The 25,174-nt window shown below is 68.7% G+C and carries 27 protein-coding genes; 20 read left to right on the forward strand and 7 right to left on the reverse strand.

Annotation, left to right across the window (positions count from 1 at the left end):
- From ACZ7OI_RS44730 to ACZ7OI_RS44740, 3 genes are read left to right on the forward strand one after another with little or no spacing between them, the layout of a single operon-like run.
- Positions 1-543 (forward strand): dihydrofolate reductase family protein, encoded by a 543-nt coding sequence (locus tag ACZ7OI_RS44730; RefSeq protein ID WP_470270176.1) that lies wholly within the window; start codon positions 1-3, stop codon positions 541-543.
- A 19-nt stretch (positions 544-562) separates the two neighbouring features.
- Positions 563-931 (forward strand): VOC family protein, encoded by a 369-nt coding sequence (locus ACZ7OI_RS44735; RefSeq protein ID WP_470270177.1) that lies wholly within the window; start codon positions 563-565, stop codon positions 929-931.
- Between the two features lie 51 nt (positions 932-982).
- On the forward strand, positions 983-2,458 hold the full coding sequence (locus ACZ7OI_RS44740) for an MFS transporter (RefSeq protein ID WP_470270178.1): 1,476 nt from the start codon (positions 983-985) through the stop codon (positions 2,456-2,458).
- A 218-nt stretch (positions 2,459-2,676) separates the two neighbouring features.
- On the opposite strand, the gene ACZ7OI_RS44745 is transcribed toward ACZ7OI_RS44740, so the two are convergent.
- Entirely contained in the window at positions 2,677-3,183 is a 507-nt protein-coding gene (locus ACZ7OI_RS44745; protein WP_470270179.1) for an EXPERA domain-containing protein, read from the reverse strand.
- Positions 3,184-3,234: 51 nt separating this feature from the next.
- Here ACZ7OI_RS44745 and ACZ7OI_RS44750 point away from each other — a divergent pair, with 51 nt between their 5' ends.
- The 4 genes from ACZ7OI_RS44750 (at position 3,235) to ACZ7OI_RS44765 (ending at position 6,180) form a co-directional block, all read left to right on the forward strand.
- The gene (locus tag ACZ7OI_RS44750; protein WP_470270180.1) at positions 3,235-4,059 is read left to right on the forward strand and encodes a DUF1295 domain-containing protein; all 825 of its coding nucleotides are present in this window, start codon (positions 3,235-3,237) and stop codon (positions 4,057-4,059) included.
- 121 nt (positions 4,060-4,180) lie between these two features.
- Positions 4,181-4,558, forward strand: coding sequence for a hypothetical protein (locus tag ACZ7OI_RS44755; protein WP_470270181.1), 378 nt, complete (start codon positions 4,181-4,183; stop codon positions 4,556-4,558).
- Position 4,559: 1 nt separating this feature from the next.
- Positions 4,560-5,597: a hypothetical protein gene (locus tag ACZ7OI_RS44760; RefSeq protein WP_470270182.1), complete on the forward strand. Its 1,038-nt coding sequence runs from the start codon at positions 4,560-4,562 to the stop codon at positions 5,595-5,597.
- 1 nt (position 5,598) lies between these two features.
- Positions 5,599-6,180: a YbaB/EbfC family nucleoid-associated protein gene (locus tag ACZ7OI_RS44765; protein ID WP_470270183.1), complete on the forward strand. Its 582-nt coding sequence runs from the start codon at positions 5,599-5,601 to the stop codon at positions 6,178-6,180.
- Positions 6,181-6,184: 4 nt separating this feature from the next.
- Here the strand turns inward: ACZ7OI_RS44765 and ACZ7OI_RS44770 are convergent, their stop codons facing one another.
- Positions 6,185-6,853 (reverse strand): TetR/AcrR family transcriptional regulator, encoded by a 669-nt coding sequence (locus tag ACZ7OI_RS44770; RefSeq protein WP_470270184.1) that lies wholly within the window; start codon positions 6,851-6,853, stop codon positions 6,185-6,187.
- Positions 6,854-6,993: 140 nt separating this feature from the next.
- Here ACZ7OI_RS44770 and ACZ7OI_RS44775 point away from each other — a divergent pair, with 140 nt between their 5' ends.
- Positions 6,994-7,845, forward strand: coding sequence for a 3-hydroxybutyryl-CoA dehydrogenase (locus ACZ7OI_RS44775; RefSeq protein WP_470270185.1), 852 nt, complete (start codon positions 6,994-6,996; stop codon positions 7,843-7,845).
- A gap of 31 nt (positions 7,846-7,876) precedes the next feature.
- Positions 7,877-9,031, forward strand: coding sequence for an acyl-CoA dehydrogenase family protein (locus ACZ7OI_RS44780; protein WP_470270186.1), 1,155 nt, complete (start codon positions 7,877-7,879; stop codon positions 9,029-9,031).
- A 119-nt stretch (positions 9,032-9,150) separates the two neighbouring features.
- Here ACZ7OI_RS44780 and ACZ7OI_RS44785 read toward each other — a convergent pair whose 3' ends face one another.
- A complete protein-coding gene (locus ACZ7OI_RS44785; protein WP_470270187.1) occupies positions 9,151-11,289 on the reverse strand; it encodes a hypothetical protein in 2,139 nt (712 codons plus the stop codon).
- Between the two features lie 257 nt (positions 11,290-11,546).
- On the reverse strand, positions 11,547-11,954 hold the full coding sequence (locus ACZ7OI_RS44790) for a winged helix-turn-helix transcriptional regulator (protein ID WP_470270188.1): 408 nt from the start codon (positions 11,952-11,954) through the stop codon (positions 11,547-11,549).
- Positions 11,955-12,041: 87 nt separating this feature from the next.
- Here ACZ7OI_RS44790 and ACZ7OI_RS44795 point away from each other — a divergent pair, with 87 nt between their 5' ends.
- The 10 genes from ACZ7OI_RS44795 to ACZ7OI_RS44840 all read left to right on the forward strand — a co-directional run bounded on the left by ACZ7OI_RS44795 (position 12,042) and on the right by ACZ7OI_RS44840 (position 21,548).
- The gene (locus ACZ7OI_RS44795; protein WP_470270189.1) at positions 12,042-12,890 is read left to right on the forward strand and encodes an NAD(P)H-binding protein; all 849 of its coding nucleotides are present in this window, start codon (positions 12,042-12,044) and stop codon (positions 12,888-12,890) included.
- Positions 12,891-13,176: 286 nt separating this feature from the next.
- Positions 13,177-13,533, forward strand: coding sequence for an ArsR/SmtB family transcription factor (locus tag ACZ7OI_RS44800; RefSeq protein ID WP_470270190.1), 357 nt, complete (start codon positions 13,177-13,179; stop codon positions 13,531-13,533).
- 33 nt (positions 13,534-13,566) lie between these two features.
- Positions 13,567-14,046 carry an NADH-quinone oxidoreductase subunit B family protein gene (locus ACZ7OI_RS44805; RefSeq protein ID WP_470270191.1) on the forward strand — a complete coding sequence of 160 codons (480 nt, stop codon included), beginning with the start codon at positions 13,567-13,569 and terminating at the stop codon, positions 14,044-14,046.
- Positions 14,043-16,043, forward strand: coding sequence for a proton-conducting transporter transmembrane domain-containing protein (locus tag ACZ7OI_RS44810; protein ID WP_470270192.1), 2,001 nt, complete (start codon positions 14,043-14,045; stop codon positions 16,041-16,043). Before ACZ7OI_RS44805 ends, ACZ7OI_RS44810 begins: the two co-directional genes overlap by 4 nt.
- On the forward strand, positions 16,040-17,002 hold the full coding sequence (locus ACZ7OI_RS44815) for a respiratory chain complex I subunit 1 family protein (protein WP_470270193.1): 963 nt from the start codon (positions 16,040-16,042) through the stop codon (positions 17,000-17,002). Before ACZ7OI_RS44810 ends, ACZ7OI_RS44815 begins: the two co-directional genes overlap by 4 nt.
- Positions 16,999-17,637: a hypothetical protein gene (locus ACZ7OI_RS44820; RefSeq protein ID WP_470270194.1), complete on the forward strand. Its 639-nt coding sequence runs from the start codon at positions 16,999-17,001 to the stop codon at positions 17,635-17,637. The genes ACZ7OI_RS44815 and ACZ7OI_RS44820 overlap by 4 nt, the downstream gene beginning before the upstream one ends.
- Positions 17,637-19,109: a proton-conducting transporter transmembrane domain-containing protein gene (locus tag ACZ7OI_RS44825; RefSeq protein WP_470270195.1), complete on the forward strand. Its 1,473-nt coding sequence runs from the start codon at positions 17,637-17,639 to the stop codon at positions 19,107-19,109. The genes ACZ7OI_RS44820 and ACZ7OI_RS44825 overlap by 1 nt, the downstream gene beginning before the upstream one ends.
- Positions 19,106-20,560 (forward strand): hydrogenase large subunit, encoded by a 1,455-nt coding sequence (locus tag ACZ7OI_RS44830; RefSeq protein ID WP_470270196.1) that lies wholly within the window; start codon positions 19,106-19,108, stop codon positions 20,558-20,560. The genes ACZ7OI_RS44825 and ACZ7OI_RS44830 overlap by 4 nt, the downstream gene beginning before the upstream one ends.
- Before the next feature lie 20 nt (positions 20,561-20,580).
- The gene (locus tag ACZ7OI_RS44835) at positions 20,581-20,760 is read left to right on the forward strand and encodes a hypothetical protein (protein WP_470270197.1); all 180 of its coding nucleotides are present in this window, start codon (positions 20,581-20,583) and stop codon (positions 20,758-20,760) included.
- A complete protein-coding gene (locus tag ACZ7OI_RS44840; protein WP_470270198.1) occupies positions 20,757-21,548 on the forward strand; it encodes a hypothetical protein in 792 nt (263 codons plus the stop codon). The genes ACZ7OI_RS44835 and ACZ7OI_RS44840 overlap by 4 nt, the downstream gene beginning before the upstream one ends.
- 64 nt (positions 21,549-21,612) lie before the next feature.
- Here ACZ7OI_RS44840 and ACZ7OI_RS44845 read toward each other — a convergent pair whose 3' ends face one another.
- From ACZ7OI_RS44845 to ACZ7OI_RS44855, 3 genes are all read right to left on the reverse strand, one after another.
- Entirely contained in the window at positions 21,613-22,152 is a 540-nt protein-coding gene (locus tag ACZ7OI_RS44845) for a DUF6069 family protein (RefSeq protein WP_470270199.1), read from the reverse strand.
- A gap of 45 nt (positions 22,153-22,197) precedes the next feature.
- Positions 22,198-22,791, reverse strand: a complete 594-nt coding sequence (locus ACZ7OI_RS44850; RefSeq protein ID WP_470270200.1) for an HdeD family acid-resistance protein — start codon at positions 22,789-22,791, stop codon at positions 22,198-22,200.
- An 87-nt stretch (positions 22,792-22,878) separates the two neighbouring features.
- Complete coding sequence (locus tag ACZ7OI_RS44855; RefSeq protein ID WP_470270201.1) at positions 22,879-24,015, reverse strand: cytochrome P450 family protein; 1,137 nt, start codon at positions 24,013-24,015, stop codon at positions 22,879-22,881.
- Positions 24,016-24,103: 88 nt separating this feature from the next.
- Here ACZ7OI_RS44855 and ACZ7OI_RS44860 point away from each other — a divergent pair, with 88 nt between their 5' ends.
- The gene (locus tag ACZ7OI_RS44860; RefSeq protein WP_470270202.1) at positions 24,104-25,174 is read left to right on the forward strand and encodes a TetR/AcrR family transcriptional regulator; all 1,071 of its coding nucleotides are present in this window, start codon (positions 24,104-24,106) and stop codon (positions 25,172-25,174) included.

Genomic DNA, 25,174 nt, shown 5'->3' on the forward strand with positions numbered 1-25,174 from the left:
GTGCGCAAGATCGTGGCCGGGCTGTCGGTTTCGCTGGACGGGGTGACCGAGTCGCCGCCGGACTGGATGATGCTGAACCACGAGGCGGACGAGGCGATCCGGGCCAGCATCGCCGAGTCGGACGCCGTCCTGCTCGGCCGGAACACCTACGCGGACTTCGCCCGGATGTGGCCGGAGCTGGGCGACTCGTCGCCGATGGCCGCGTTCCTGAACAACACTCCGAAGTACGTCGTGTCGAGCACGCTCACCGAACTGGACTGGAGCGGCTCGACGCTGCTCGGCGCCGACCTGGCGGCCGAACTGACCGCGCTCAAGCGCAAGCCGGGCAAGAACATCCACGTTCCCGGCAGCCCCCGGCTGGTCCGCTCGCTGCTGCTGGCGGGTCTGCTGGACGAGCTGAATCTGCTGATCCACCCGATCGTGCTCGGCTCGGGCGCGCGGCTGTTCGAGGCGCCCTCCGACCGGGCCGACCTGGAACTCGCCTCTTCCCGGGCCTTCGGAAACGGCGTCCTCTCGGTGACGTACCGGCCGAAGCCGCACTGACAATTCATCAGGAGCAAAAATGTTCGACACCAGCAAAGCTTTCAGCGGTTTTTCCGTGGACGACATCCCGGCCGCACGGAAGTTCTACGCCGAGACGCTCGGCATCGAGGTCGCCGAAAACTGGGGGATGCTGCGCCTGCGTCTCGCCGAAGGGCGTGAAGTGCTTGTGTACCCGAAGGGCGACAAGCACGTTCCGGCCGAGTACACCATTCTCAACTTCCCGGTCGACGACATCGACCAGGCGGTCGCGGACCTTGGTGCGGCAGGGGTTTCGTTCGAACCGTTCGACGGGGTGGACGAGAAGGGCGTCTTCCGGCTCGGCGGTCCGCTGATCGCGTGGTTCAAGGATCCGGCGGGGAATATTCTTTCCGTCCTCCAGGAAAACTGAAGCGCAAGAGTGAAGATGCCAGACCGGGCGCGCGGGTGAGAAATTGGAGGCATGACGACAGTTTCGGCGCCGGCCCGCACGGGCTGGCGGGGATTGCTCGCGGTGGCGGCGGCAGTGGTCGTGGTCGCGTCGGCGGTGGGCTTTTTCCGTGCTTTCGAAATGCCCGGGACGGACCGGGCCGGTGCGATGGATTCGATGGGTCCGATGGCCGACCGGCGGCTGCACGGCATGGCGCTGGCCGACATGCCGGAGATGTTCGCGGCCGGAACGGCATTGCTGTTCGCGCTGGGAGCCGCACTGGTTCTCGGCCGGACGCGGTCCGGTGTTTCTCTGCCACAGCCGAAAGTCCGGGGAAGGCGGACGATCGCGGTGGTCGCCACCGCCGCGCTGACGATCGACATCAGCAAGACGTCGACGCTCGGGTTCGTCATTCCCGGCCTGCGCGCGGAATACGGCATCGACGCCTCGACCGCGTCGCTGCTGGCGGTGAGCGGGCTGTCCGGCACCGCATTGGGCGCGCTGTTGTGCAGCCAGCTGGCCGAGCGCATCGGAAGGCGGGCCTGCTACCTGCTCGCCACGCTCGGGTTCACCGCGACCAGCATGTGCGGCACCATGCCGAACTTCGGCGGCAACGTGGTGATGTGCTTCCTGATGGGCATCGCTGTCGGCGGGCTGGCTCCGATGCTGATCACGGTGCTCAGCGACCTGTTCCCCGGACGCGGCAGGGGAGCGGTGGTGACCGGGCTGTCGATCGCCGCGACCGCGATCGGCTACCTGGTCGCGTCCGGTTCGGCGTTGTGGCTGGAGCCGGTGTTCGGGTGGCGGGTGCTGTGGCTCATCGGCGCGCCGACCGGCCTGCTGCTGGCCGCCGCGGCGGCGGTCATCCCGGATCAACGCGGTGCCCCCGCACAACCCGCGACGGAGGAGAACTGGCTGGCCCGGAACACGCTCACGACCCGGCTGCAATGGGTGTTCGCCTTCTCGATCGGCGTGACCACGTTCGGCCTGACGACCTGGGTGCCGACGTTGTCCCGCGTCGGCGGGCTTTCGCTGACCACGGCGAACGCCCTGCTCACCGGATCCGCGGTGGCGATGGTGCTGTGCGCGGGACTGCTGGTGCTCGGCTACCGCCGTTTCGGCCCGACGGGCGTGACAGTGCGCTTGGCCGTGTGCACCGCGGTGCTGCTGCTGGCACTCGCGGTATCGGGATGGGCGGTCGCCGCGCCGTGGCTGTCGGCCGCCGTGCTGACGGTCGCGTTGCTGAGCGTCAACACGATGGCCGCGGTGTTCCTCCCGGTCGCCGCCGACGTGGCCGACGACGGCCAGCGCGGGCGCGTCGCCGGGTCGGTGTCGTTCTTCAACCGGCTCGGCGGATTGGCCGGGCCGCTGGCGCTTTCGCTCCTGGTCACGTCGGTGACGGACGTACTGGCAGCGATCGCGACCCTGGCCCTGCTGTGCGGTTCGGTCGCGGCTTACACGAGCCGCCGACAACGGGCGCTGCGGAAGGCGGGTGCGGAGGTGGGGTAGCTGCGGGGGCTGTCGACAGTGGTCGCCTAGCCGGGCGTCGACACGATGGCGGCGGTGTTCCTGCGGGTTGCCGCTGACGCGGCCGATGACGGTCAGCGCGGCGGGTCGCCGGATCGGTCCGGCTCGCTGGTCCGCTGGTGCTGTCGCCGCTGGCCACCTCCGTGCCCGGAAGCGCACCTCAGTGACCTCCAAGCCCTGCCGATGTCTGTCCACAGTGGTCAAAACCGCCGAGCGAACGGCATCGGCCGACGCATCCGCACCAGCAGCAGCAACGGGATCAGCACATACGGGAGGTTGAACGCCAGGAACTTGCCCGGGTTGCCGGTGCGGGTCGCCGGGTCGCCGAAGAACTCGACGCCGAACACGACGATCCCGGTGAGCGTGACGATCATCGTCGCGTAGATCACCGCGAACAGCTGGATCCCGTTGCGGCCTGCGACGAGACACCAGACGAGCACGACGTAGAAAGGAAGGTAGACGAACGCGGACAGCCCGGTGACGATCCGCATCCAGTCCGGCGGGTGCATGAAGAGCGGGTCGGCGTCGTGGGCGTACCAGTAGTTGGAGTCGACGAAGAAGTTGCCGGTCGGACGGGAGAAATCGACGCCGATCGTCGGCAGCAGGTCGCTGATCAGCGACGTCACGGTGAAGACGGAGAAGATCACCGCGAAGAACAGGTCGATCTTGCGCTGGCGCAGGGGCAGGTTCGCCGTCGTGGTGCCCATCGGCGGATTCTACGGCGTCGCGCGGGCGGTTCCGGCAGTAAAGTCGCGGGCATGAACGCGTTCCAGGTGTGCCTCTGGGTTTTCGCGGGCGTGTGCGCCGGTTGCTGGCTGCTGTCGGTGCTCACCAGGGAGTACTCCTGGGTGGACCGGATCTGGTCGGTTGTCCCGGTGGCCTACGCCGGGATCTTCGCCGGTCACGCGGGGTTCGCGGACGCCAGGCTGAACCTGCTGTTCGCGCTCGTGTTCCTGTGGGGCGCGCGGCTGACGTTCAACTACGGCCGCAAGGGCGGCTACGCACGCGGCGGCGAGGACTACCGCTGGGCGGTGCTGCGCGGCCGGATGGCTCCGTGGCAGTTCCAGCTGTTCAACCTCTTCTTCATCACGCTGTACCAGAACGTGATCCTGCTGCTCATCACGCTGCCCGCGTGGACCGCGCTGGACCATCGGACGCCGCTGGGCGCCGTCGACATCGTGCTGGCGGTCGCGTTCGTGGCCTGCCTTGCCGGCGAAACCCTGGCCGATCAGCAGCAGTGGAACTTTCACCAGTGGAAGAAGCGCGAGGCGGCCGCCGGGCGCACCCCCGACCCGCGGTTCGCGCAGACCGGGCTCTTCCGCTTTTCCCGCCATCCCAACTTCTTTTTCGAACAAGCGCAGTGGTGGCTGGTGTTTCTGCTCGGCGTGTCCGCGGCAGGCGCGATCACGTGGACGATCGCCGGCGCGGTCCTGTTGACCGCCCTGTTCGCCGGCTCGACGATCTTCACCGAGAGCATCACCCTCGGCCGCTATCCGGAGTATGCGGACTACCAGCGGCGCGTTTCGCCGATCGTGCCGTGGTTTCCGCGCCGTGCGGCTCCCGCGCCCGCGCGCGAGGGATAGCCGGTACGTCCGGAATGTGGCGGTGGTCACGTCGATGTCGTGAACCGACGTCATGTCCGATGAGTCGGAAGGATACCGTTCGCTCAGTAGGGTGACGGTTCATACGACTGGGGGTGGACCCATGATCGGTTTCGAAACCGACGTGAAGGATCTGCGCAAGGCGAGCGGGTTCGTCGAGGACGCCGGGCACGCGGCGGAGGCCGCGCGCCGCGGGGTGGACGGGCTGGACATGCCGGAGGCGACCGGCCCGCAGGCCATCATCGGCGGGTTCAACCCGTTCGGCGGCGGCCCGACGACGGCTTTCGGCGGTTCGCTCGGCATGCGCCAGGTCGCGGCGGCGTACGAGTACCACCGCTCGAAGGTCGAGGAAGCGCTGGCGAAGCTCGCTTTCACCACGCAGCAGGCGAGCGTCGCGCTCGCGCGCGTGGCCGACCTGTACGAGAGCGCCGACGGGGAAGCCCGGATGGGCGTGCGCAACGCGGCGGGGGAGGGGCTCTGACGTGAGCGACCAGGAAAACTACTTCGGGCTGAGCGGCGGTTCGGGCGAGCGCCCGCGTGAGCAGCTGCTCGAAGGCATCTGCGAGGACCTGCAGCAGGGCGCGAACGACGCGCTCGACGGCGTGCTGGCGTTGCGCTACGCGGAGTTCATGCTGTTCGACATGATGGACGGCCTGTACGAGTCCTATCAGGACGAGGTCACGAGCATCTTCCGCGAGTTCTCCGAGGCCGACCTCAAGGACACCGGCGCCGGCCTGCAGTCGTTGATCAATTCTTACGAGCACATCTGGCAGAACCTCGGCCGCGGCTCGATGACGGAGCTGCGCCGGGCGAAGGAACTGATGGGCTCGTGGCGCGGCGAAGCGGCCGAGGACGTGAAGACGTATCTCGACCGGCTGTCGGAGACATACGACCAGATGGCCACTGAGATCTCTGTGCTGGAGAGCGGTGTCGTAGCGGGCCGGGACAGCGTGTGGGGCGCGCGGGACGACCTCAACACGCTGGCCAAATCGTTCAAGGACGCTGCGGACAAGTACCAGAAGGACAAGGCCAAGGAGGGCGAGATCTCGCTGTCCAAGGTGCTGACGACGGCCTTCACCGTGGCACTGGTCGGGATGCTCGCCGCGGTCGCGACCCCGGCGGCGGCGGGCGCCGGGCTGACCCTCGCCGCCCAGGGCACGCAGGCCGCGATAGCCGGTGCGGGCGCGGGGCTGTCCGAGGTCATGGCCGAGGCCACGGCGCGGGTCGAAGGGGCATCCTCGAAGGAGATCTTCGAGAGTTTCCTCGACAACGTCGAGAAGATCCGCTCGGGAATGGGCCAGTCGGCCGGGCGGCTCGCGGACAAGATCCGCGAGAAGGCCGACGGCCTGCCCGACATCCCGAAGCCCGCCGACGTGAGCCCCGGCGATTCGTTCGACCCGTCCAACTTCGAGACCTCCAACACCCCGAAGGACACCGAGAAGAAGGTGCGGGACCGGAACGTCGACATCGCGCCGGACGGTTCGGTGTCGCAGCCGCTGACACCATCCACACTGGACTGATGTGTCCGGTCCGGAAGAACTGATCCAGGCACTGTCCGCGTTGTCGGTCGAGGCGTCCTCGGCCGACAACGCGGTCACGGCCACGGTCAACACCGACGGTGTCCTCACTGGACTGAAACTGTCCGGCACAGTGCGGAATTTGCCGCCGGAGGAGTTGGCCGCGCTGGTGCTGCACACGTACGCCGAGGCACAGCGGCAATCGGCGCACCAGACGGCGTCGTTGCTGGCTCCGCTCGGCACTCGCGGGTACGTGATGGACCGGCTTAAGTGGCGGGCCGGGTTCACGCCCGAAGTCGCCCCCGTGGCTCCGCCCGCTGCTCCTCGGCGGTCCGCTCCACCCGTCGAAGCGAAACGGCCTACGGTGCCGGTCCAGCCGAAACCCGTTGCTGCGTCAGGGAATTCTTCCGCGCCGCAGGCAGCTGCCGGGTCCCGGCAAGCGGCGGGCGGCACCTCCGGCGCGCTGGGCGAGGGCGACTACCTCCGCAACCGCACCGCCGACCCCGAGCTTCCGGCGCAACCGGAACACCCGGTGAGCGACGAGGACTGGTACGAGGGCGGAGTACGGTTCGACGAGGCCTGGTAGCCGCTCAGCCGAGCGTGCCCTCGTCGCCGAGCAGTTTGCGCAACCCCGGCAGGACCGCGGAAAGGTCTTTGCCAGTACGGAAAGCGACGACCGTCGTCTCGGTCTCGCCGGTGTTGCCGAACAGCGCGACCGTGTCCGCCATCGCGGCGTCGAACGCGGCTTCCGGGTCGGTCGCCTGCCCGCGCAGCCATCGGCGGAGGACGTGGTTGTGCGCCGTCACCACCGCCGCCGCCATGAGTTCGGCGCGCAGTGCGGTTTCCTCGCCGCCGCCCATCCAGCGGTGGACGAATTCCTGGAACAGCCGTTGATACTGCCGTGTGCCGGCGATTTCCCGGGCGCGCAGCGCGGGCACGCTGCGGGTGAGCCGGTACCGCGCCAGCGCCAGATCGCCCTCGGCGACGTAATGCCGCAGCACCAGTCGCGAAGCCTCGGTGACCGCGACGGTCGCGGTGCGCGGGTCGGAACCGGCCAGCCGGGCCTCGATCGCGCTCAGCAGCACCTCGTGGTCGGGGAAGATCACGTCCTCTTTGGACCGGAACGCGCGGAAGAACGTGCTGCGCCCGACACCCGCGCGGTCGGTGATGTCGTCCACCGTCGTCTGGTCGTAGCCGCGCTCCTCGAACAGCGCGAACGCGGCCTCGGTCAGCCGTTGCTTGGCCGGTTTCTCGGGCATCGGGCCACCTTTCGCACGCACGCTGCGGCCAGCCTAATCGCCCGCCGTCGTCCGGGAGCAGGGTGAGGTGGGCCACCCCGCTCTGGCCTACCGGTCGGTACTGAGTACCGTCATCATGAAACCAAGTACCGGAGGGATGGGTGAGGCACGTGGAGCTCGTCGGCGTGGTCGGCTGCGGCCAGATGGGGGCGGGGATCGCCGAGGTGTGCGCCCGGGCCGGGCTGGACGTCGTGGCGGTCGAGTCGAACCGGGCGGCCGCCGACGCGGGCCGGGCGCGGCTCGAGGCCTCGCTGGGCCGGGCCGAGCGCAAGGGGAAGATCGCGTCCGCGGCCGACGTGCTGGAGCGGATCCGGATCACCGAGGACCTCGACGACCTGGCCGACCGCACGCTCGTCGTCGAGGCGATCGTCGAGAACGAGGCGGTCAAGGCGGAGCTGTTCGGGAAACTGGACAAGATCGTCGCCGCGCCGGACGCGGTGCTGGCGTCCAACACCTCCTCGATCCCGATCATGAAGCTCGGCACCGCGACCGCGCGGCCGGCGCAGGTGCTCGGCATCCACTTCTTCAACCCGGTCCCGGTGCTGCCGCTGGTCGAACTGGTCCCGAGCCTGCTCACCGGCGACGAGACCACCGACCGCGCGCGGAAGTTCGCCGAGGAAACCCTCGGCAAGCACGCGATCCTGTGCCAGGACCGCGCCGGCTTCGTGGTGAACGCGCTGCTGATCCCGTTCATCCTCGCCGCCGTGCGCATGCTGGAATCGGGCTTCGCGACGAAGGAAGCGATCGACGAGGGCCTCGTGCGCGGCGCCGCGCACCCGCAGGGCCCGCTCGCGCTGGCCGACCTGATCGGGCTCGACACCACGAAGGCGGTCGCGGAATCGCTGTACGAGGAGTTCAAGGAGCCGCTGTACGCGCCGCCGCCGCTGCTGGCCCGCATGGTTGACGCCGGCCTGCTGGGCCGCAAAACCGGCCGCGGCTTCTACACCTACTGAGTTCCGGCTGACGTTCGACCAGGAGATCCCGATGAGCTTCGACCTGTTCAAAATCAACGAAGACCACGAAGCGATCCGCGAGGCCGTCCGCGCGGTCGCCGAAGAGCAGATCGCCCCGCACGCCGCCGAGGCCGACGAGCGCGAAGAATTCCCCAAAGCGTCCTACGACGCACTGGTCGCGTCGGACTTCCACGCCCCGCACGTGCCGGAGCAGTACGGCGGCGCCGGTGCCGACGCGCTGGCCACCTGCATCGTGATCGAGGAAGTAGCGCGGGTGTGCGCGTCGTCCTCGCTCATTCCGGCGGTGAACAAACTCGGCAGCCTGCCGCTGATCCTGGCCGCGAACGAGGACGTCAAGGCGAAGTATCTGCCGCCGCTGGCTTCGGGCGAGGCCGGATTCTCGTATGGACTGTCCGAACGCGACGCAGGCTCGGACACCGCCTCGATGCGTTGCCGCGCCACCCCGTCCGGGGACGACTGGATCCTCAATGGACAGAAGTCGTGGATCACCAACGCCGGTGTGTCGGAGTACTACACGGTTCTGGCGGTCACCGACCCGGACGGCCGCCGCGGCGCCAACGTGAGCGCCTTCGTGGTGGAAAAGTCCGACGCCGGTTTTTCCTTCGGTGCCAAGGAAAAGAAACTGGGCGTCAAGGGCTCGCCGACGCGTGAGCTGCTGTTCGACCAGGTGCGCATTCCCGGCGACCGGATGGTCGGCGAGCCGGGCCAGGGGCTGAAGATCGCCCTGCGGACGCTCGACCACACCCGGGTGACGATCGCCGCGCAGGCGGTCGGTATTGCCCAGGGCGCGCTGGATCACGCCCTGGGGTACGTCAAGGAGCGCAAGCAGTTCGGCAAGCACATCGCGGACTTCCAGGGAATCCAGTTCATGCTGGCGGACATGGCGATGGCGGTCGAGACGGCGCGCCAGATGGTGTACACCGCGGCGGCGAAATCCGAGCGAGGGGACGATGACCTGTCGTTCTTCGGTGCGGCGGCGAAGTGTCACGCGTCGGATGTCGCGATGAGCGTGACGACCGATGCGGTCCAGTTGCTTGGCGGGTACGGGTACACGCGGGACTTCCCGCTGGAGCGGATGATGCGGGACGCGAAGATCACGCAGATTTACGAGGGCACGAACCAGATCCAGCGGCTGGTGATGGCTCGGCAGTTGTTGAAGGGCTGAGGTTTTTGATCCGGTAGTTCGGGCGGCTCTGGTGGTCCGTGATCAGGCCACCACCGGGCCGTCGTCAGCACCAGATCGCCCGAACATCGTGTCAAAGCGTCCTCCTGACCAGCCATGGTTTAACGGGTGACTAAGGGGCTTGGCTGCTGGCGGAACAACCGGTCTCCGACAAGCCAGCGTCTGCCTAGGTACATGAAGTGCGCAGGTACTGCCTCCAGCGAGATCCTCAGCCGATAGCGATCGTGGAGTTGCTCGACAATTGCTATCTGAGGCGAAGCAAGGAAAAGAAGAACTTCCCTGATGAGATCACTTGAGGTCTCGCGGTGGATAACGTCTCGCAAGGACCTGCGGATGGCTGTTAGATCCAGCCAGCCTACGCCAACTGACTCCAGCTCTTCATCAGACATCGGAGAGTCGGCTTCTCGTGAGAGAATTTCAATTACGCCTCGCATGGAAAGTGTCCAATTTTCTTTTTCTTTCCACTTCGTCAGCAGATGACTTCTTCGCTCGCTTTCGCAGAGTTCTGGGTCAAAGAGAGGGTGGAGTTCTTCGGGGGTCAAGGGGGTATCTACTTGTCGCCTGACCGCTTCCGCGAGTACGGCTGTGGAAATTACTGCAACATGCTTGTCGTTGTCTAGGATCTCCAGAAGTCTACGTTCAAAGCCGGGACCTATGTAAAGAGTCGTGTGCGCGCAATGCTGCTCGCGATGGTCCGCAAGTGTCGCCGGTTTCGCTTGCTCTTCTGGAACGGTGCCGTTGGCGGCGCTTTTCGTCTCTACGGTTAGGGTTTCCCCTAGATTGCCAGGTCGGGTCCGGACTATGCCATCGGGCTCCCCTTGGCCGCCAATGTGAGCTGCTGGAAGCCCGAGAAACTGCAGTGCGTCGATGGCTGCCATTTCTAGCTCATCAGAATAATTACTCATTCGCGAGACGCGAATCAAATTGTCGGCAAGCAGAGAAGCTGGATTTTCATGGTGCTCAGTTCTCTGCGCGCCCTCTGCTTCGATAGGATCTGGTTCTTGACGTCCGGTTGACGTGTCGGCAGCTTGATCGATCGAGTCGATGCAAGGAACCGAATTGTAGAAAGCAACTCCTTGTGGTGTTGCCTTGTAGAAGTGGTTTGACATGCGGACGATCAAGCCAAATGCTTCCAGAAGTGCGATCCGTGCTGTGAGACCGCCGCGTTTGATTGGGGCGAAGTAGTCGCCTGCGGAGTACTTAACGCAACTCTCGAGAGCTTCCGTGAATGTTAGTCGTCCCGCTTGGTCAAGCTCGTGAACGATTTCTCCGAAATACCAGATACTCGCGTGGATAATGCGAGCAAGGTCCATAGGGTAAGCGCTCGCTGGCCAGGCAAGTGCTGCAGGTGTTGCGACTAATTCTGTTGCTGATATTCTTTCGAGTAGGCCGCTCATTTGCATTGATCGAATACCGGTTTCAGCACTCGTGCCTTTGGTGTTGAATAACCTGGCCGTTGTTGCCGTTAAAGTTTCGTCCTCGATCGGCGATGCGCAACTTTCGATAATAGTTCTAAGGGTTTCAATCTGTCCGTTGTTGGTCCTGATTCCGGGAATGTAGAAGCTTGCCGCACGCGATCGACATCTAGGGTCGTTCTTGGCTCTTCTCATTAGTTCTGTGATTGCTGTTGGTGCGGGTCGGAAGTCTGTAGAAGTAGTGGCTTCGGATTCGGGCTCATGTACGGTTAGGTGAGCAAGAAAGCTGTGGCCTTCGTTGCTCAGGTGGTATTTATGGCTAAAAGACTTTACAAGTCCTGCGGCGATCAGCCATTTAATCCTGTAGAATATGGCACCGCCACTTTTCCATTGAAAGTGATATTTTTCACGTGCGATTTTGAGTAAAGCGCGACTAGACATCGATTCTTGCTCGAGCTCGTGAAGGATCTCGCCGATGAACCGTACATGCGTATGGAGAATTTCTATTAGCTTCTCGGGGTTTTGGTCGGTTAGCCAGGATTTGCCGTGGGCTGATAACCGCACGCTGGTTACGTCTCGGATAAGTAGCCCGGAGTTCAAGATCGGCCCCATGGCTTCCCCGACTGTGATCTCAGTGGTCGAATCTGGCCAGAAGATAACAGCATCTCTGCGAGTATTGTTGTCAATCAACTGCAGCAGGCTGGCGAGATTTTCGAACAGGTACGACAGGTCGCCCTTGGGGCAACCGATGACTGGGCTTCGTTGATTCCATGGCAGCGGACCTGGCAATTTGATCTTGGTTTCGCCGTGGGCTTTGTGTGACATGTTAGATACGGTAACAAACGCTCCGCATTATGTCTGCCATGCGCAAAAATGGCCCGATTCAACGCGCAAGAATGCTTTAATGAAATTTCTTGACGCCGAGGGTGCTGGTGGCCCATGGCCGTCTTCAGGCTGCCGCGACATCAGGTCGGGATGTCTCGCCATTCGCTGCGGGCTCAGGTTGTCCGGGCTGCTCGTGGATCGGCACTGTTGAATGACGGTGCCGATCCATGTTTCACAACGAGATCGGACGAGCCTGGTCAGGTCGAAGGCTTGTGCTGCCGATCATGCCGCCTCTGCGCCTTGACCACATCCACCGTCCGCGCCCTCACCCAATCCAGCAACCCCTCCAGCGGCGTCGCCAGCTCCTGTCCAAGCTCAGTGAGCGAGTAAGTCACCTTAGGCGGCGTCGCAGGCTCCACCTCGCGCCGGATCAAGCCGTCCCGCGTCAAGGTCCGCAGATTCTGCGACAGCATCTTCTCGCTGATCCCGCCGATCGTGTCGCGCAGTTCGTAGAAGCGTGCCGGGCGTTCGCGCAGTGAGAGCAGGATCAGCGTGCCCCAGCGGCTGCACACGTGGTTGAGCACTCCGCGGCCGGGGCAGTCGCTGTTGAATGCGTCACCCGGGTCTGCGGCTGCGCGGCGTCCTGCCTCGATGCCTACTCCCATGTCGGGAGCTTACCTCGCGGTTCGTACTTACGAAAGGATAGCCCAAAACCTACGGTGAGCCTCATTGCCCCACAAGGAGGTACTCCCGTGACCAAGATTCTGGTGATCGGCGCGACCGGCAACGTCGGCCGTCAGGTGGTTGTCCAACTGGGCGAACGCGGCCTTCCGGTGCGCGCGTTGGCTCGGCGGCCCGAACGGGCCGATCTGCCCGGCGGCGTTGAGGTCGTGCCCGGTGATCTGTCTGATGTGGACAGTCTGCGCGCCGCATTGCGGGGCGTGGAATCGGTATTCTTGATGTGGCCGTTGATTTCCGGTGATCCGGCTCAGAAGATAGCGGACACGATCGCCTCTAGCGCCCGTCGTTTGGTGCTGTTGTCGTCAGCCGCGGCGCGCACGGACTCGGACGACGCGATCAGTCAGGTCCATCGTGCGGTGGAGAAGGCGATCGAGCGCGCGAGTCTGGAGTGGACGTTCCTTCAACCCCACGGCTTCGCGACCAACACGCTCGGCTGGGCGTCGCAGATTCGTGAGGACGGCGTCGTCCGCGGGGCGTACGGCTCGGTGTACTCGACGCTCATCCACGAGGCCGACATGGCGGCGGTCGCGGTGACCGCGCTGACTTCGGACGGGCACGTCGGCGCGAAGTACGACCTCACCGGCGCGGCCGCGCTGACGCAGGCCGAGCAGGTCCGGGTGATCGGGGAGGTGATCGGCCGTGAGACCCGCTGGGAGGAGGTGTCCCGGGAGGTCGCGCGAGAACTCCTCCTCGAGCGGATCCCGGCGAAGTACGCGGACGCCATGCTCGACGCGTACGCCCGTTTGGCCGGGCGTGAACCCGACCGGCCGACGACGACGGTGGAAGACGTCACCGGCGTTCCGGCGCGGACTTACGCCCAGTGGGTGGCCGATCACGCGGCCGAGTTCGGCGCGCGTTGACGGCTGCCAACGCGCAGGTGCCGCGGGTGTGGTTCGCGGTCTGTGAGGGGAACCCTGACGGAATCTGATTCCGTCAGGGTTCCCCTCACAGACGTGACGTTGGGACTCGGCGGCCTTCGCTTTCGCTGCTCGCCGGGCTGGCAGCACCGATGGCGTCGCCTTGGGTTTCCGACATTCGTCCGCCACTGCAACCCGGCTTGGACGCGGGTTCAGTAATTGCTAATATTCGCAATTGCTGAACCCTTCCGCCCCGTCCGCGGACGGGCCCGGACCGCAGGAGGCGCCCGTGAGCAAGCCGCTCTACCAGCTGAAAGCCGAGTTCTTCAAGACGCTCGGCCATCCGGCCCGGATCCGGGTGCTGGAGCTGTTGTCGCAGCGCGAGCACGCCGTCGCGGAGATGCTGCCCGAGGTCGGGATCGAGCCGGCGAACCTGTCGCAGCAGCTGGCGGTCCTGCGCCGGATGGGGCTGGTCACCACGCGCAAGGAAGGGTCGAGCGTCTACTACTCGCTGATCAGCCCGCAGGTCGCGGAGCTGATGGCGGTGGCGCGGGAGATTCTGACCGGCGTGCTGTCCGGGCAGGTCGAACTGCTCGACGACCTGCGGACCGCGCAGGCCGGCAGCGCGCCTCGTGCGGAGCGCTGACGTGCGCGGGGCCCGGCGCGCCGGCGGTGTGCGGTGCTGAGGCTGTGGCGTGCGATCCGCCGGACCGGGCGCGCTGCCGAACCCGCCCCGCCGAGGCCGGAGCCGTTGCCGCGAGCGCGTGAACTCGGCGGTTCGGTCCAGTTGCGGCATGTGGACGCGGGATCGTGCAACGGCTGCGAGATCGAGATCGGTTCGGCGTTCGGCTCGGTCTACGACGCGGAGCGGTACGGCGCGCGGCTGGTCGCGTCGCCGCGGCATGCGGACGGGCTGCTGGTCACCGGACCGGTCACGCGCAATATGGCGGAGCCGTTGAAACGCACGTACGAAGCCGTGCCGCGGCCGCGGACGGTCGTGGCGATCGGGGACTGCGCACGGGATTGCGGCGTCTTCGCGGGTGCTTACGGCGTGACCGGCCCGGTGCGCGACGTCGTGCCGGTCGACCTCGAAGTGCCTGGCTGCCCGCCTCGGCCCGAGGCGATCGTCGAGGCGGTGCGAAAGCTGACGGGCCGGTGAACCTCGCGGCGACAGGGCTCGGAACGGCGGTCGCGAGCGGGGCGGCGGCAGCGCTGGTGAGCCTCGTGGCGCCGGCCAAGGCTCGGACGCGAGTGGCCGGAATCGGCACGATGTTCGCGGGTGCGGCCGGGGTCGCGGCTGGTGCGGCGGCACTCGCCGGGCAGGCCGCGCACGCCAGTTTTCCGTGGCTGCTGCCGCTCTCCGGGATCTCGTTCGAGCTGGACCGGATGGGCGGCCTGTTCACCGCTGTCACCGGCGGAGTAGCGATTGCGGCGGGGCTGTACGGCATCGGTTACGCCCGGAACGGGCTGCGTGCCCGCACAGTGCAGGCGGTGCAGCCGCTGTTCGTGGTGGCGATGCTGCTCGTGCCCGCGGCGGCATCGGTCGGCACGTTCCTCGTGTGCTGGGAACTGATGGCGGTTACGTCGCTGGTGCTGTTGCTTGCCGAGCACCGGCTGCGGCCTTCGGTCGCGTCGGCGGGCCGGTGGTACGCGGTCATGACGCATCTCGGATTCGTGACTGTCCTCATCGGACTGCTCTGGTTCGCTGCTCTCGCAGGCGGCGACAGTTTTGCGGTCTTGCGCGCCGCTTCGCCGCCACCAGGCGCGGCGAGCGCGATCTTCCTGCTCGTACTGGCCGGGTTCGGTTCGAAGGCCGGGATCGTGCCGCTGCACGCCTGGCTCCCGCGCGCGCATCCCGAGGCGCCGAGCCACGTGTCCGCGCTGATGTCGGCGGCGATGGTCAACCTCGGCGCGTACGGCGTGCTGCGCGTCGGATTCGACCTCCTCGGCGGCGGCTCGCGCTGGTGGTGGGGTGTCGTGCTCGCGCTGGGCGCGGGCTCGGCGGTGTACGGGATTCTCCAGGCGGTCATGGCGTCGGATCTCAAGCGGCTGCTGGGGTATTCGACCACGGAGAACCTCGGGCTGGTCTTCGCCGGGATCGGGGCGGCCGGGCTGCTCGCGTCCTCCGGTGCCCGCGTCGCGGCGGGGTTGGCGCTGGCCGCCGCGTTGCTGCATACCGTGGGGCACGCGGCGTTCAAGACGCTGTTGTTCCTCGCCGCCGGGTCGGTCGTCCACGCGACCGGCACCGGCGATCTCGACGCGCTCGGCGGCCTGCGCACCCGGATGCCGTGGACCACCGGCCTGTTCGGTCTCGGCGCGCTGGCTGCCTCGGCGTTGCCGCCCGGCACGGCGTTCGTGTCGGAATGGTTGCTGCTGCAGGCTTTGGTGCACGGCCTTCCCGCCGCCGGGGTGGTCACCGCGGTCGCGATGCCGCTCACGATGGCCGCCGTCGCGCTCACCGCGGGCCTCGCGGTGGCGACGTTCGTCAAGGCGTTCGGCATCGGCTTCCTCGCGAAACCGCGCGGCGCCGGCGCGGAACGAGCGCACGAAAGTCCGGGGCCGATGCTCGTCGGCATGGGCATCGCGGCGGTGGCTTGCGTGGTGCCGGCGTTGTTCCCGACGCTGGTGTTGCCCGCGGTGGGCGCGGCGGCGGGCTTCGGCAATCCGGCCGCGCGCGACCTGCTTACCGTGCGGCTGAACGGGGTCTCGGGCACGGTTTCCCCGTTGCTGATCACCTTCGGCCTGCTCGGCGGCGCGCTGCTGGTGGTCGCGGCGGTGCGGATGCTCGCGTCGAGCCGGGCGCGCCGGGAAGCGCGGCTCTGGGACTGCGGCGGCGGCCCCGCGACGGCGCGAGCGGAGTACACCGCGACGTCGTTCGCCGAACCGCTGCAACGGGTTTTCGACGACGTGGTGCGCCCGGAGACCGATGTGGACGTCGGCCACTACGACGAAGCGCGCTACCTCGTGCGCCAGGTCGCTTACCGCCGGGAGGTGCCGGACCGGATCGAACGGATGCTTTACCGGCCGGTCCTCGCCGCGGCCGCCTCGTGGGGCCGCGCCGGACGGCGGCTGGCCACCGGCAGCGTGCACCGGTACCTCGGCTACGGCTTCTCCGCGGTGGTTCTCGCGCTGATCCTGCTGACGGTGACGCGATGACCGGGTTCGCCGCCGCCGGAGCGGTCGTGCAGACCGTGCTCGTGGTCGCCGGGGCGCCGGTGCTGACCGGCCTGATGCGGCAGGTCCGCGCCCGGTTGGAGGGACGCGCTGGTCCCGGAGTGCTCCAGCCGTGGCGTGATCTCCGAAAACTGGTGCGGCGCAAGGAATCGCTGACGCCGCGGGGCACCGGGCAGGTTTTCCGGACCGCACCGGTCCTGCTGATGGCGACAACGCTGCTCGTCGCGTTCGCGGGCCCGTTCGTCACCACGGCGTCGGCGTTGCCGCCGGTAGCCGACCTCTTCGCGGTGGTCGCGCTGCTGGCGCTCGGCACGGTCGCGCTCGCGCTCGCCGGCCTCGACACCGGCACCGCGTTCGGCGGGATGGGCGCGAGCCGGGAGATCACCGTGATCGCGCTGGTCGAGCCGACGCTGCTGGTCGCGATCCTGGCGCTGTCCGCGCGGGCGGGCAGCACCGATCTCGCCGCGATCGTTTCGTCCACAGTGGCCGATCCGGCGCGGGTCGGGTCGCCGGTGAGCCTGCTGGCCGCGGTCGCGCTGGCGATCGTGGCGGTCGCGGAGACCGGACGGCTGCCGGTGGACAACCCGGCCACTCACCTCGAGCTGACGATGGTGCACGAGGCGATGGTGCTGGAGTACGCCGGGCCGGACCTCGCGCTGGTCGAACTGGCGTCCTCGATGCGGCTGACGGTGTTCCTCGGTTTGCTGGCCAACCTGTTCGTGCCGTGGGGGATCGCGACCTCGGCGTCGCTGCCCGCGCTGCTCGCGGGCGCCGCGGCGTTCGCGGGGAAGGTCGGCCTGCTGGGCGCGTCGCTCGCGGCGGCCGAGGTGTTCTTCGCGAAGCTGCGGCTTTTCCGGGTTCCGGAGCTGCTGGCGGGCTCGTTCCTGCTCGCGCTGCTGGCGGTTGCGGCGTCCTTTGTCCTGCCCGGAGGTGCTTCGTGACCGAGCTGCTTTACCTGGTCTGCGGGCTGTTCCTGCTGACCGCGGTGCTGACGTTGTGGCGGCGCGAACTTCCGGTTCTGGTGCGGATGCTCGCGGCGCAAGGCGTCGCGCTGGCCGGGATGGCCGCGTTGCTCGCCGGCTCGGCCGAGGCGGGACTGATCGCGGCGGGGTTGCTGGTCCTGCGGGCCGGTGTCCTGCCGTGGCTGGTGCGGCGGGCGACCGCGCGCCAGGGTTTGGACCGGCGCGAGACGCGTCCGGTCGTGAACGTGACGGCTTCCTTGCTGTCGGCCGCTTTGCTGGCACTCGTCGCCTACGCCGTGTCGCGTCCGCTCGTGGAACTCGATCCTTCTCCGGCCTCGGCGGCCGCTCCGGTGGGCCTGACCGTGGTCCTGATCGGGTTCTTCGTGCTGGTGACGCGGCGGCGCGCGGTGTCCCAGCTCGTCGGATTCCTGGTGCTGGACAACGGGATCACCGCGACCGGCCTGCTGCTCGGCGCGGATCCGGGGCTGCTGGTGGAAATCGGGGTTTCGCTGGACGTGCTGCTGGCGGTCCTCGTGCTGCAGATCCTGTCCGGCCGGATGCGGCAGCTGTTCGGCGGCACGGACCTCGGCGAGCTGCGGGAGTTGCGCGACTGATGGCGATTCTGGTCGTAACGGTGCTCGCGGTGCCCGCGGTGACGGCACTGGGATTCCTGGTGCCCGCGTGGCGGCGCGGCATGCTGTGGGCGGGCGCGGCGAGCGCCGTCGTTGGTCTCGCCGCGGCGATCGCGCTGGCCGTCGCGGTGGTGCGAGCCGGTCCGATCGTCGCGCTGGGCGGGCTGCTGCGGGCCGATGCGTTGTCGGCGTTCCTGCTGGTGGTGATCAGTGCGGTCGCGATTCCGGCGACCCTCGCGACACCGGGGCATTTCGCGACGGAACGCGCCGCGGGCCGGGCGACGGCGCGCACGGCGGCGAGGCACGGCCTGCTGGTCCACTTGTTCCTCGCCGCGATGACGCTCGCCGTCCTCGCCGCCGGTCTCGGCCTGCTGTGGGTGTCGATCGAAGCGACGACGGTCGTGACCGCGTTCCTCGTCGGCCAAGGCCGGACCCGGACCGCGGTCGAGGCGGCGTGGAAGTACGTGGTGATCTGCTCGACCGGGCTCGCGCTGGCGTTGCTGGGCACCCTGCTGCTCGGGTACGCGTCCGGGCACGCCGGGGGCGGCCTTGATCTGGCCGGCCTGGCCGCGGGGGCAAGCGGCCTCGACAGCGGCGTCACGCGGATCGCGATCACCCTGCTGGTGCTCGGATTCGGGGCGAAGGCGGGGCTGGCTCCGCTGCACGCGTGGTTGCCGGACGCGCATTCGCAGGCGCCCGCGCCGGTATCGGCCTTGATGTCCGGGGTGCTGCTCGCCGTCGCGTTCTACGCCGTGCTCCGGGTGAAGGTGATCTCCGATGCCGCGCTCGGCGCCGGGTTCGCCCGCGGCCTGCTGATCGTGATGGCGCTCGCGTCGCTCCTCGTGGCGGCGACTTTGCTGCTCGCGCAACGCGATTACAAGCGGATGCTGGCCTATTCCAGCATCGAGCACCTCGGGCTGGTGTCGTTCGGCGCGGCGGTCGGCGGTCCGGTCGCCACGGCGGCGGTGCTGGTGCACGTGCTCGGCCACGGCCTGGTCAAGGCGGTGCTGTTCGTGGGCGCGGGCCGGGTCGCACAGGGGACCGGCACGAGCCGGATCGACCAGGTGCGCGGGCTGGCCGCGCGCGGGCCGGGGCTCGCCGGCTGTCTCGGCGCCGGGGTGCTGGGGCTGGCCGGGATGCCACCGTTCAGCCTGTTCGCGAGCGAACTGGGGCTCGCCCGCGCGGGTTTCGCCGGCGGCCTCGGCTGGGCGACGGCGATCGTCCTCGTTCTGGTGCTGGTGGTCGCGGCGGCGCTGGCCGGGCACACGACGCGGATGCTGCTGGGCGAACCGCCCGGCGGTCCCGGGGCGGCGCGCGCTCCGATGGCGGTGCCGCGGGCGACGCGGGCCGCGCTGGTCGCCCCGCTCGCGGCCGCGGCGGTGCTCGGATTCTGGACCGGTCCGCTGGCGTCGTTGCTGCACGCGGCCGCGCTGGCCGGGGGAGGCGGCTCGTGAACGTACGGGAAACGGATCCGGCGGAGCTGCCCGCGGCGGCGGAATCGTTGCTGGCGGAGGGATTCCGCGTCGCGCTCGTGTCCGGGCACGACGACGGCGACCGGTTGCGCGCGGTGTATGTGTTCCTGGCCCCGGGCGACCGCCGGGCCGAAGTGCGCGTGCGGCTCCCGCTCGCCGACCCGCGGCTGCCGAGCCTGGCCGGGCTGTCGTTCCCGGCGGGCCGGTTCGAGCGCGAGATGCGCGACCTGTTCGGCATCGTGCCGGAGAACCACCCGTTGCCGCGCCGGCTGGTCCGGCATTTCCACTGGCCGCGCGGGTGGTACCCGATGCGGGCCGGGGCTGGCGCGCCGCCGGAATTCGGGGAGGCCGACGGGCCGTATCCGTTCCGCGCGGTGGAAGGGGCCGGGGTGTCGGAGATCCCGGTCGGCCCGGTGCACGCCGGGATGATCGAGCCGGGGCACTTCCGGTTTTCCGTGTCGGGCGAGACGATCCTGAACCTCAAGGCCCGGCTGTGGTTCGTCCACAAGGGACTGGAGGCGCTGTTCGCCGGCCGGGAGCCCGAGGCCGGGATCGAGCTGGCCGAACGGATCAGCGGCGACACCGCGGTCGGGCACGCGCTGGCTTACTGCCTCGCCGCGGAGGACGCGCTGGGCCTGGAGGTGTCCGCGGACGCCGCGCGGGTCAGGGCGGTCCTGCTGGAGCTGGAACGGATCCACAACCACGTGGCCGATCTCGGCGCGCTGTGCAACGACGTCGGGCATTCGGTGCTGAACTCGCATGCGCAGACGGTGCGGGAGAAGCTGTTGCGGCACAACGAGGAAGTCACCGGGCACCGGCTCCTGCGCGGCGGTGTCCGGCTCGGCGGGGCACGACTGGCCAGGCTGCCGGACGTGGCGCGAGTGCGGGCATTGGCCGCTGAAGCCGAGGAGATCGCTTCGCTGGCGTTGGAGCATTCCGTGGTCCGCGATCGATTCGCGGGCACTGCGGTGCTTTCGCAGCGGCAGGCAACGGATCTCGGGACACTCGGGTACGTCGCGCGGGCCAGCGGTCTTCGCCGCGACGCGCGGTACGAGCATCCCTTTCTCGATTTGGGCGAGCCGGTACGGCACTCGCGGACCGATGGCGACGTGCTCGCCCGTTTCCTGGTGCGGGTGGAGGAAATCGGCCATTCGGCGGCGCTCGTGGAGCGGCTGACCGGATCGCTGGGCAGCCGGTCGGAGACCGCGGATCCCGGCGGTACGCGGTCCGGGGTCGGGGTGGCCGAGGGCTGGCGCGGAACGATCGTGCACCGCGTCGAGCTCTCCGCCGGAGTGCTGAGCCGCGTCAAAGCCGTCGACCCGAGCTTCTTCAACTGGCCCGCGCTGCCGGCGGCTCTCGTGGACACGATCGTCCCGGATTTCCCGCTCGCCAACAAGAGTTTCAACCTCTCCTACGCGGGCAACGACCTGTGAACCCCTCTACCGGAGACAGCATGCCGAGTGAATTCGTCAGGGAATTGAAGCGGGGCGTCGCGGCGGCGCGCCAGGCCTTGGAATCCGCGGGCGACGACGACGCGGACACCCACCGCGCGCGGCTGGCGGAGCTGCGCGACATCGCGCGGCACAATGGAGTCGCCCTCGACGGCCCGGACGAGGGCGAGACGGGCCGGTGAACGGGGTGCGGGCCGGGCTGGCGGTGGTCGGGGACAGCGCTCCGGGCGAGCCGGAACCCTCGCTGGCGCTGCTGAGCGCCGACGCGCAAGCGATCCGGGAGCACACCGGCGTGCCGGCGTCGGCGTTCGCGGTGCGGTCACGGAATGCGGGCGAGCTGTCGGTCGCGCTGCGGTCGTTGCCGGACGAGGTCGAAGCGGTGTACCTGACCGGGACGGAACCGGCGAAAGCCCGTGCGGCGCAACGGGATGTCGCCGCGAGCGGCGGGGTGCCGGTGATCACCGAGGAGGAAACCGCGGGCATCGCGACAGCCGCCGCGGTGCTGGTCCGGTCGCGGCGGCTGCACGTCGCGCCGTTCGCCGCGAAAGTCGTGGTGGCGAACTCGGACACGATGCCGTTGCTGGTGCCGCTGCTGGTCGCGTCCGGGGTGGGGGAGGTCGTGGCCTGGCGGAGCGCCGACGCGGCCGGATATCCGCTCGCCGAGGTCGCGCGGAACGCGACCGTGGTGGTCGATCCGGCCGGGGAACTGGGCGGATCGGCGCTGGCAGCACCGGAACGAAGCGCGGGACTGCTGCCGCTGCCCGGGCTGTTCGCGGCGTTGCGGCGGGGGCTGGTCGCGCGGCCGGTGAACGATCCGCTCTATCAGCTGGACGTGCACCGGGCGTGCGCGCACGCGCTCACGACGCTCACCCCGGTGGACCGGATGCTGCCGGACCTTTCCGATCCGGATCTGGCCGTCCGGGTGCTGGATGCGATCGAGGAGGCGTTGCGGCCGCCTCGGCGGCGTTAGCCCCGAGCTGATCGGGCCGGAGCCGGGGGTCGCTGATCCGCCGTCCGGTCGCGTCCTTCCGGGCTTAGCGGTCGTAATACGTGGTCGGCCCCTCCGGCCACTGCCGGGTAGGCGGCGGAGGCTCCGCCCGGCTGTTCTTCTTCCGCCGGTGCAGCGTCCGCGCGCTGGCCGCCATGCTGCTCACCAGCGAAGCGATCACCAGCCCGATCACCAGGTTGATCGCCGCCGTCGCGATTTTCGCTTCCATGCCCACCGTCAGGGTGAACGGCAGGACCACCGCGATGGCCGTGACCAGCACCATGATCCAGCCGAAGAACTGGCCCGGCGCGGGGGTCGCCACGCTCAGCAGGTGCATCAGCCCGGTCGCCAGCAAGGCGACGGCCGCGGCGACGACGGCGTAGGTCGGCGTGCTCGCCTTGCCCCACAGGCCGTCGCCTTTCGGGGCCAGCACCGGCACGTCGAAGACGCCGCGCGCGATCAGCAGGCCGACCACCGCCACGAGCGCCGCGACCACCGCGGTGGCCACTCCGCCCGCCCACAGTCTTGCCGCGTCGATTCCTGGCCGGGTGTCCTCCCCGTAGCCGCCGGGGTACTGCTGCGTCATCGGGCGGTCCTTCCGTCGCAGAAGCGGTCGGTTCCGATTGTCTCGCTACCGGGGCTGTTCCGCCGGGTCGGCGGATTTCGCCAGTGTGCGCAGCCGGAACGACAGGACTACGAGGGTTACCCCGTAAATGACCGCGTAAATCCCGATCAGCAGCGCTACGCCGAATGCGCCCGCGATCGGGTGGAACAGCACGAGCACCCCGGCGATCACCGAAAGCGCGCCCGCCACGATGAGAAAGGCCTCGCCGGTGATCTGTTTGCGCAGCCGGACCGCGGCGACGATTTCCATGATCCCGGTGACCACCGCCCACGCTCCGACGAGCGTCGCCAGCACCAGCACGGTCACCCCGGGCCACACGAGCGTCATGATCCCGGCGACCAGGCCCAGCACACCGAGCAGCGCGTACGCGATCCGGTGCGCGCCGTCTCCCGGCCGGAACGCCTGCATGATCGCGCCGACCGCGTCGATCAGCACGTAGATCCCGAACAGGAAAGCCAGCGCCAGCACGGTGATCCCCGGCCACACCAGCGCCAGCACGCCGAACAGGACACCCAGGATCCCGCGCGTGAGCACGAGCGGCCACGCGCGCCGCGGGTCGAGCACCGCGAAGCCGAGGACGGGCGGAATGGGCGTGGACATGGATAGCCTCCCGGGGTGTCGTGCTGACCTGGCGAAACGGTAGCCGGACCTGGGCGGCATCGCCGGGACCTCACCCGATCGAGGGCGCTACCAAGCGACCGTCAGCCCGGCGAGGCGCCAGGTCCCGGGGTCGGGTACCCGCTTCGCCTCGAGGACACGCAACCCGGGGAACCGGTCCAGCAACGCGGTCAGCGCCACCTCCGCCTGCACCCGCGCGAACGACGCGCCGAGACAGAAATGCGGCCCGTGCGCGAAACCGAGGTGCGCGCCCGCCGCGCGGCGGACGTCGAAGCGGTCCGGATCGGCGAAGACGCGCGGGTCCCGGTTCGCCGCCGCGATCGACACGGTCACCGGCTCGCCCTCGCGGATCCGCACGCCGTGCAATTCCAGATCCTCGGTGGCGCGCCGGGGAATCGTCAGCAGCTGCGAACCGCACCAGCGCATCAATTCCTCGACCGCGCCCGGCCACAGTTCCGGTTCCGCGCGCAGCAGTTCGAGCTGATCCGGATGCGCCAGCAGAGTTTCCACGGAATTGGCGATGAAATTCGCCGGCGTCTGCCCGGCCAAAACGAGCTGCCAGACGAGCGCGACGGCTTCCGTTTCGGTCAGGCCCGCATTCGTCAGATACGCCAGCATCGCGCTGTCCGGATGCGCGACCAGCGTCCGCGAGCTGTCGATGATCCCGGGCACGGCGGTGGCGAACCCGTCGCCGGACACCTGGACGACCGCCGCGCCGTACTCGTGCCAGCGCGGCCGTTCTGCTTCCGGGACGCCGACTAGCGCGCAGATGACCTCCATCGGCAGCGGCTGGGCGAAGGCGGTCAGCAGGTCGACCGGGCCTTCCGCGGGCAGCGCGTCCAGGTACCGGGCGACGATTTTCTCGATCTCCGGCCGGAAATCCAGCGCGCGGCGGGCGGCGAACGCGGGCGTTGCCAGCCGGCGCAGCCGGGCGTGCTCGGCTCCCTCCATCTCCTGCATGGTCCGCAGGTACGGACGGCAGTGCTCGGGCACCTCCGGACGTTGGTAGCTGGCCTCGCTCAAGGCGAACCGCGGGTCGGTGAGCATCGCGCGGGCTTCGGCGTGCCGCGTCAGCACCCACATCGGCGGGAAGCCGGTGCCGGTCAGCTTGGCGAGCGGGCCCTGCTCGCGGGCGGCGTCGTAGGTGGTGAAGGGGTCGCTCGTGACGGCCGGATCGGTCAGGTCGAGCTCGGGAACGGGGGACACCGGGAACCTCCAGATGGGCAATTCAGATGATCTCATCATATGAATGGTGGCGGTATCTTGGCAAGGAAGCGGACCGGGAGGACTCACGATGGCGCGGCTGACCAGGGCGCAGACGCAGGAGCGCAACCGGGCGAAGGTGCTGGCCGCCGCTCGCGACGAGTTCACCGAGCGCGGGTTCCGCGACGCCAAGATCGACGTGATCGCCGAGCGCGCCGAGCTGACCCGCGGCGCGGTCTACTCCAACTTCCCCGGCAAACGCGCGCTCTACTTCGCCGTGCTCGCGGCCGAGGCGGAGCGGTTCGCCGCCCAGCCGCCCGAGCCGGACCGCGGCCTCACGCCCGCCGAAGCGCTCGGCGCGTTCGCCCGCGCCTGGGTCGCCCGGCTGCCGCTGGCCACCGATCCGGACGCGCGCCTCGGTGTCGACCTGCTGCCGGAAATCCTCGCCGACGAACTCACCCATCGGCCGTACGCGCAGCTGCTGCGGTTCGACGCGATCGTGCTCGGCCTGGCCCTGGAACGGCTTTCGCCGTCGTCCGGACGTCTGGTGCGGGTGGCGGAAGCGGCGCTCACGATGCTGCACGGGGCGAGTCAGCTAGCGGCCGCGGCACCCGGTTTCGGCGAGCCGTTCAACGTCGTGCGCGCGTGCGAAGCGTTGCCCGCGCTGGAACTGAGCGACACCTGGCCGGAGCCGCCGATCGTGCCGCAAGCACGGGCGGCCGGGGAAATCTGGTCTCCGCCAGAGGTTTTCGACGCCCTGCGAGAGCGTCCGACGCGGATCGACGGCGACGGTGTGGTCGCGGTGATCGGGCTGCATCGGCTGTCCGCGGTGGAGGAAGCCCTGCGCGCGGCCGGGGAGGTCACGCTCGTGGTGGCGACCGGTCAGCCGGGGGAGCTGGTGCCGTTGACCAATTTGGTTTTGGCCGACCTGCGTGGGTTGTTGAAGCGCTCATGCCCGGAATCGGCATGGCCGAAGGTGCGCGTGATCGTGGACGAGACCGGCGCGGTGGCTTCCGCGGCCGGGGTTTCGGCGGTCAGCGACGCGACCGAGACCGCGATCCGGGTCCACAATGGACACATCCTGCTGCGCGCCGAGGGCTTCGGTGCCTGCCACGCCGCCGCGACCAGCTCCGTGCCCGCCGAATCCGGGGAAGTGCGCTGA

It is taken from the genome of Amycolatopsis sp. NPDC114503, assembly GCF_055633655.1.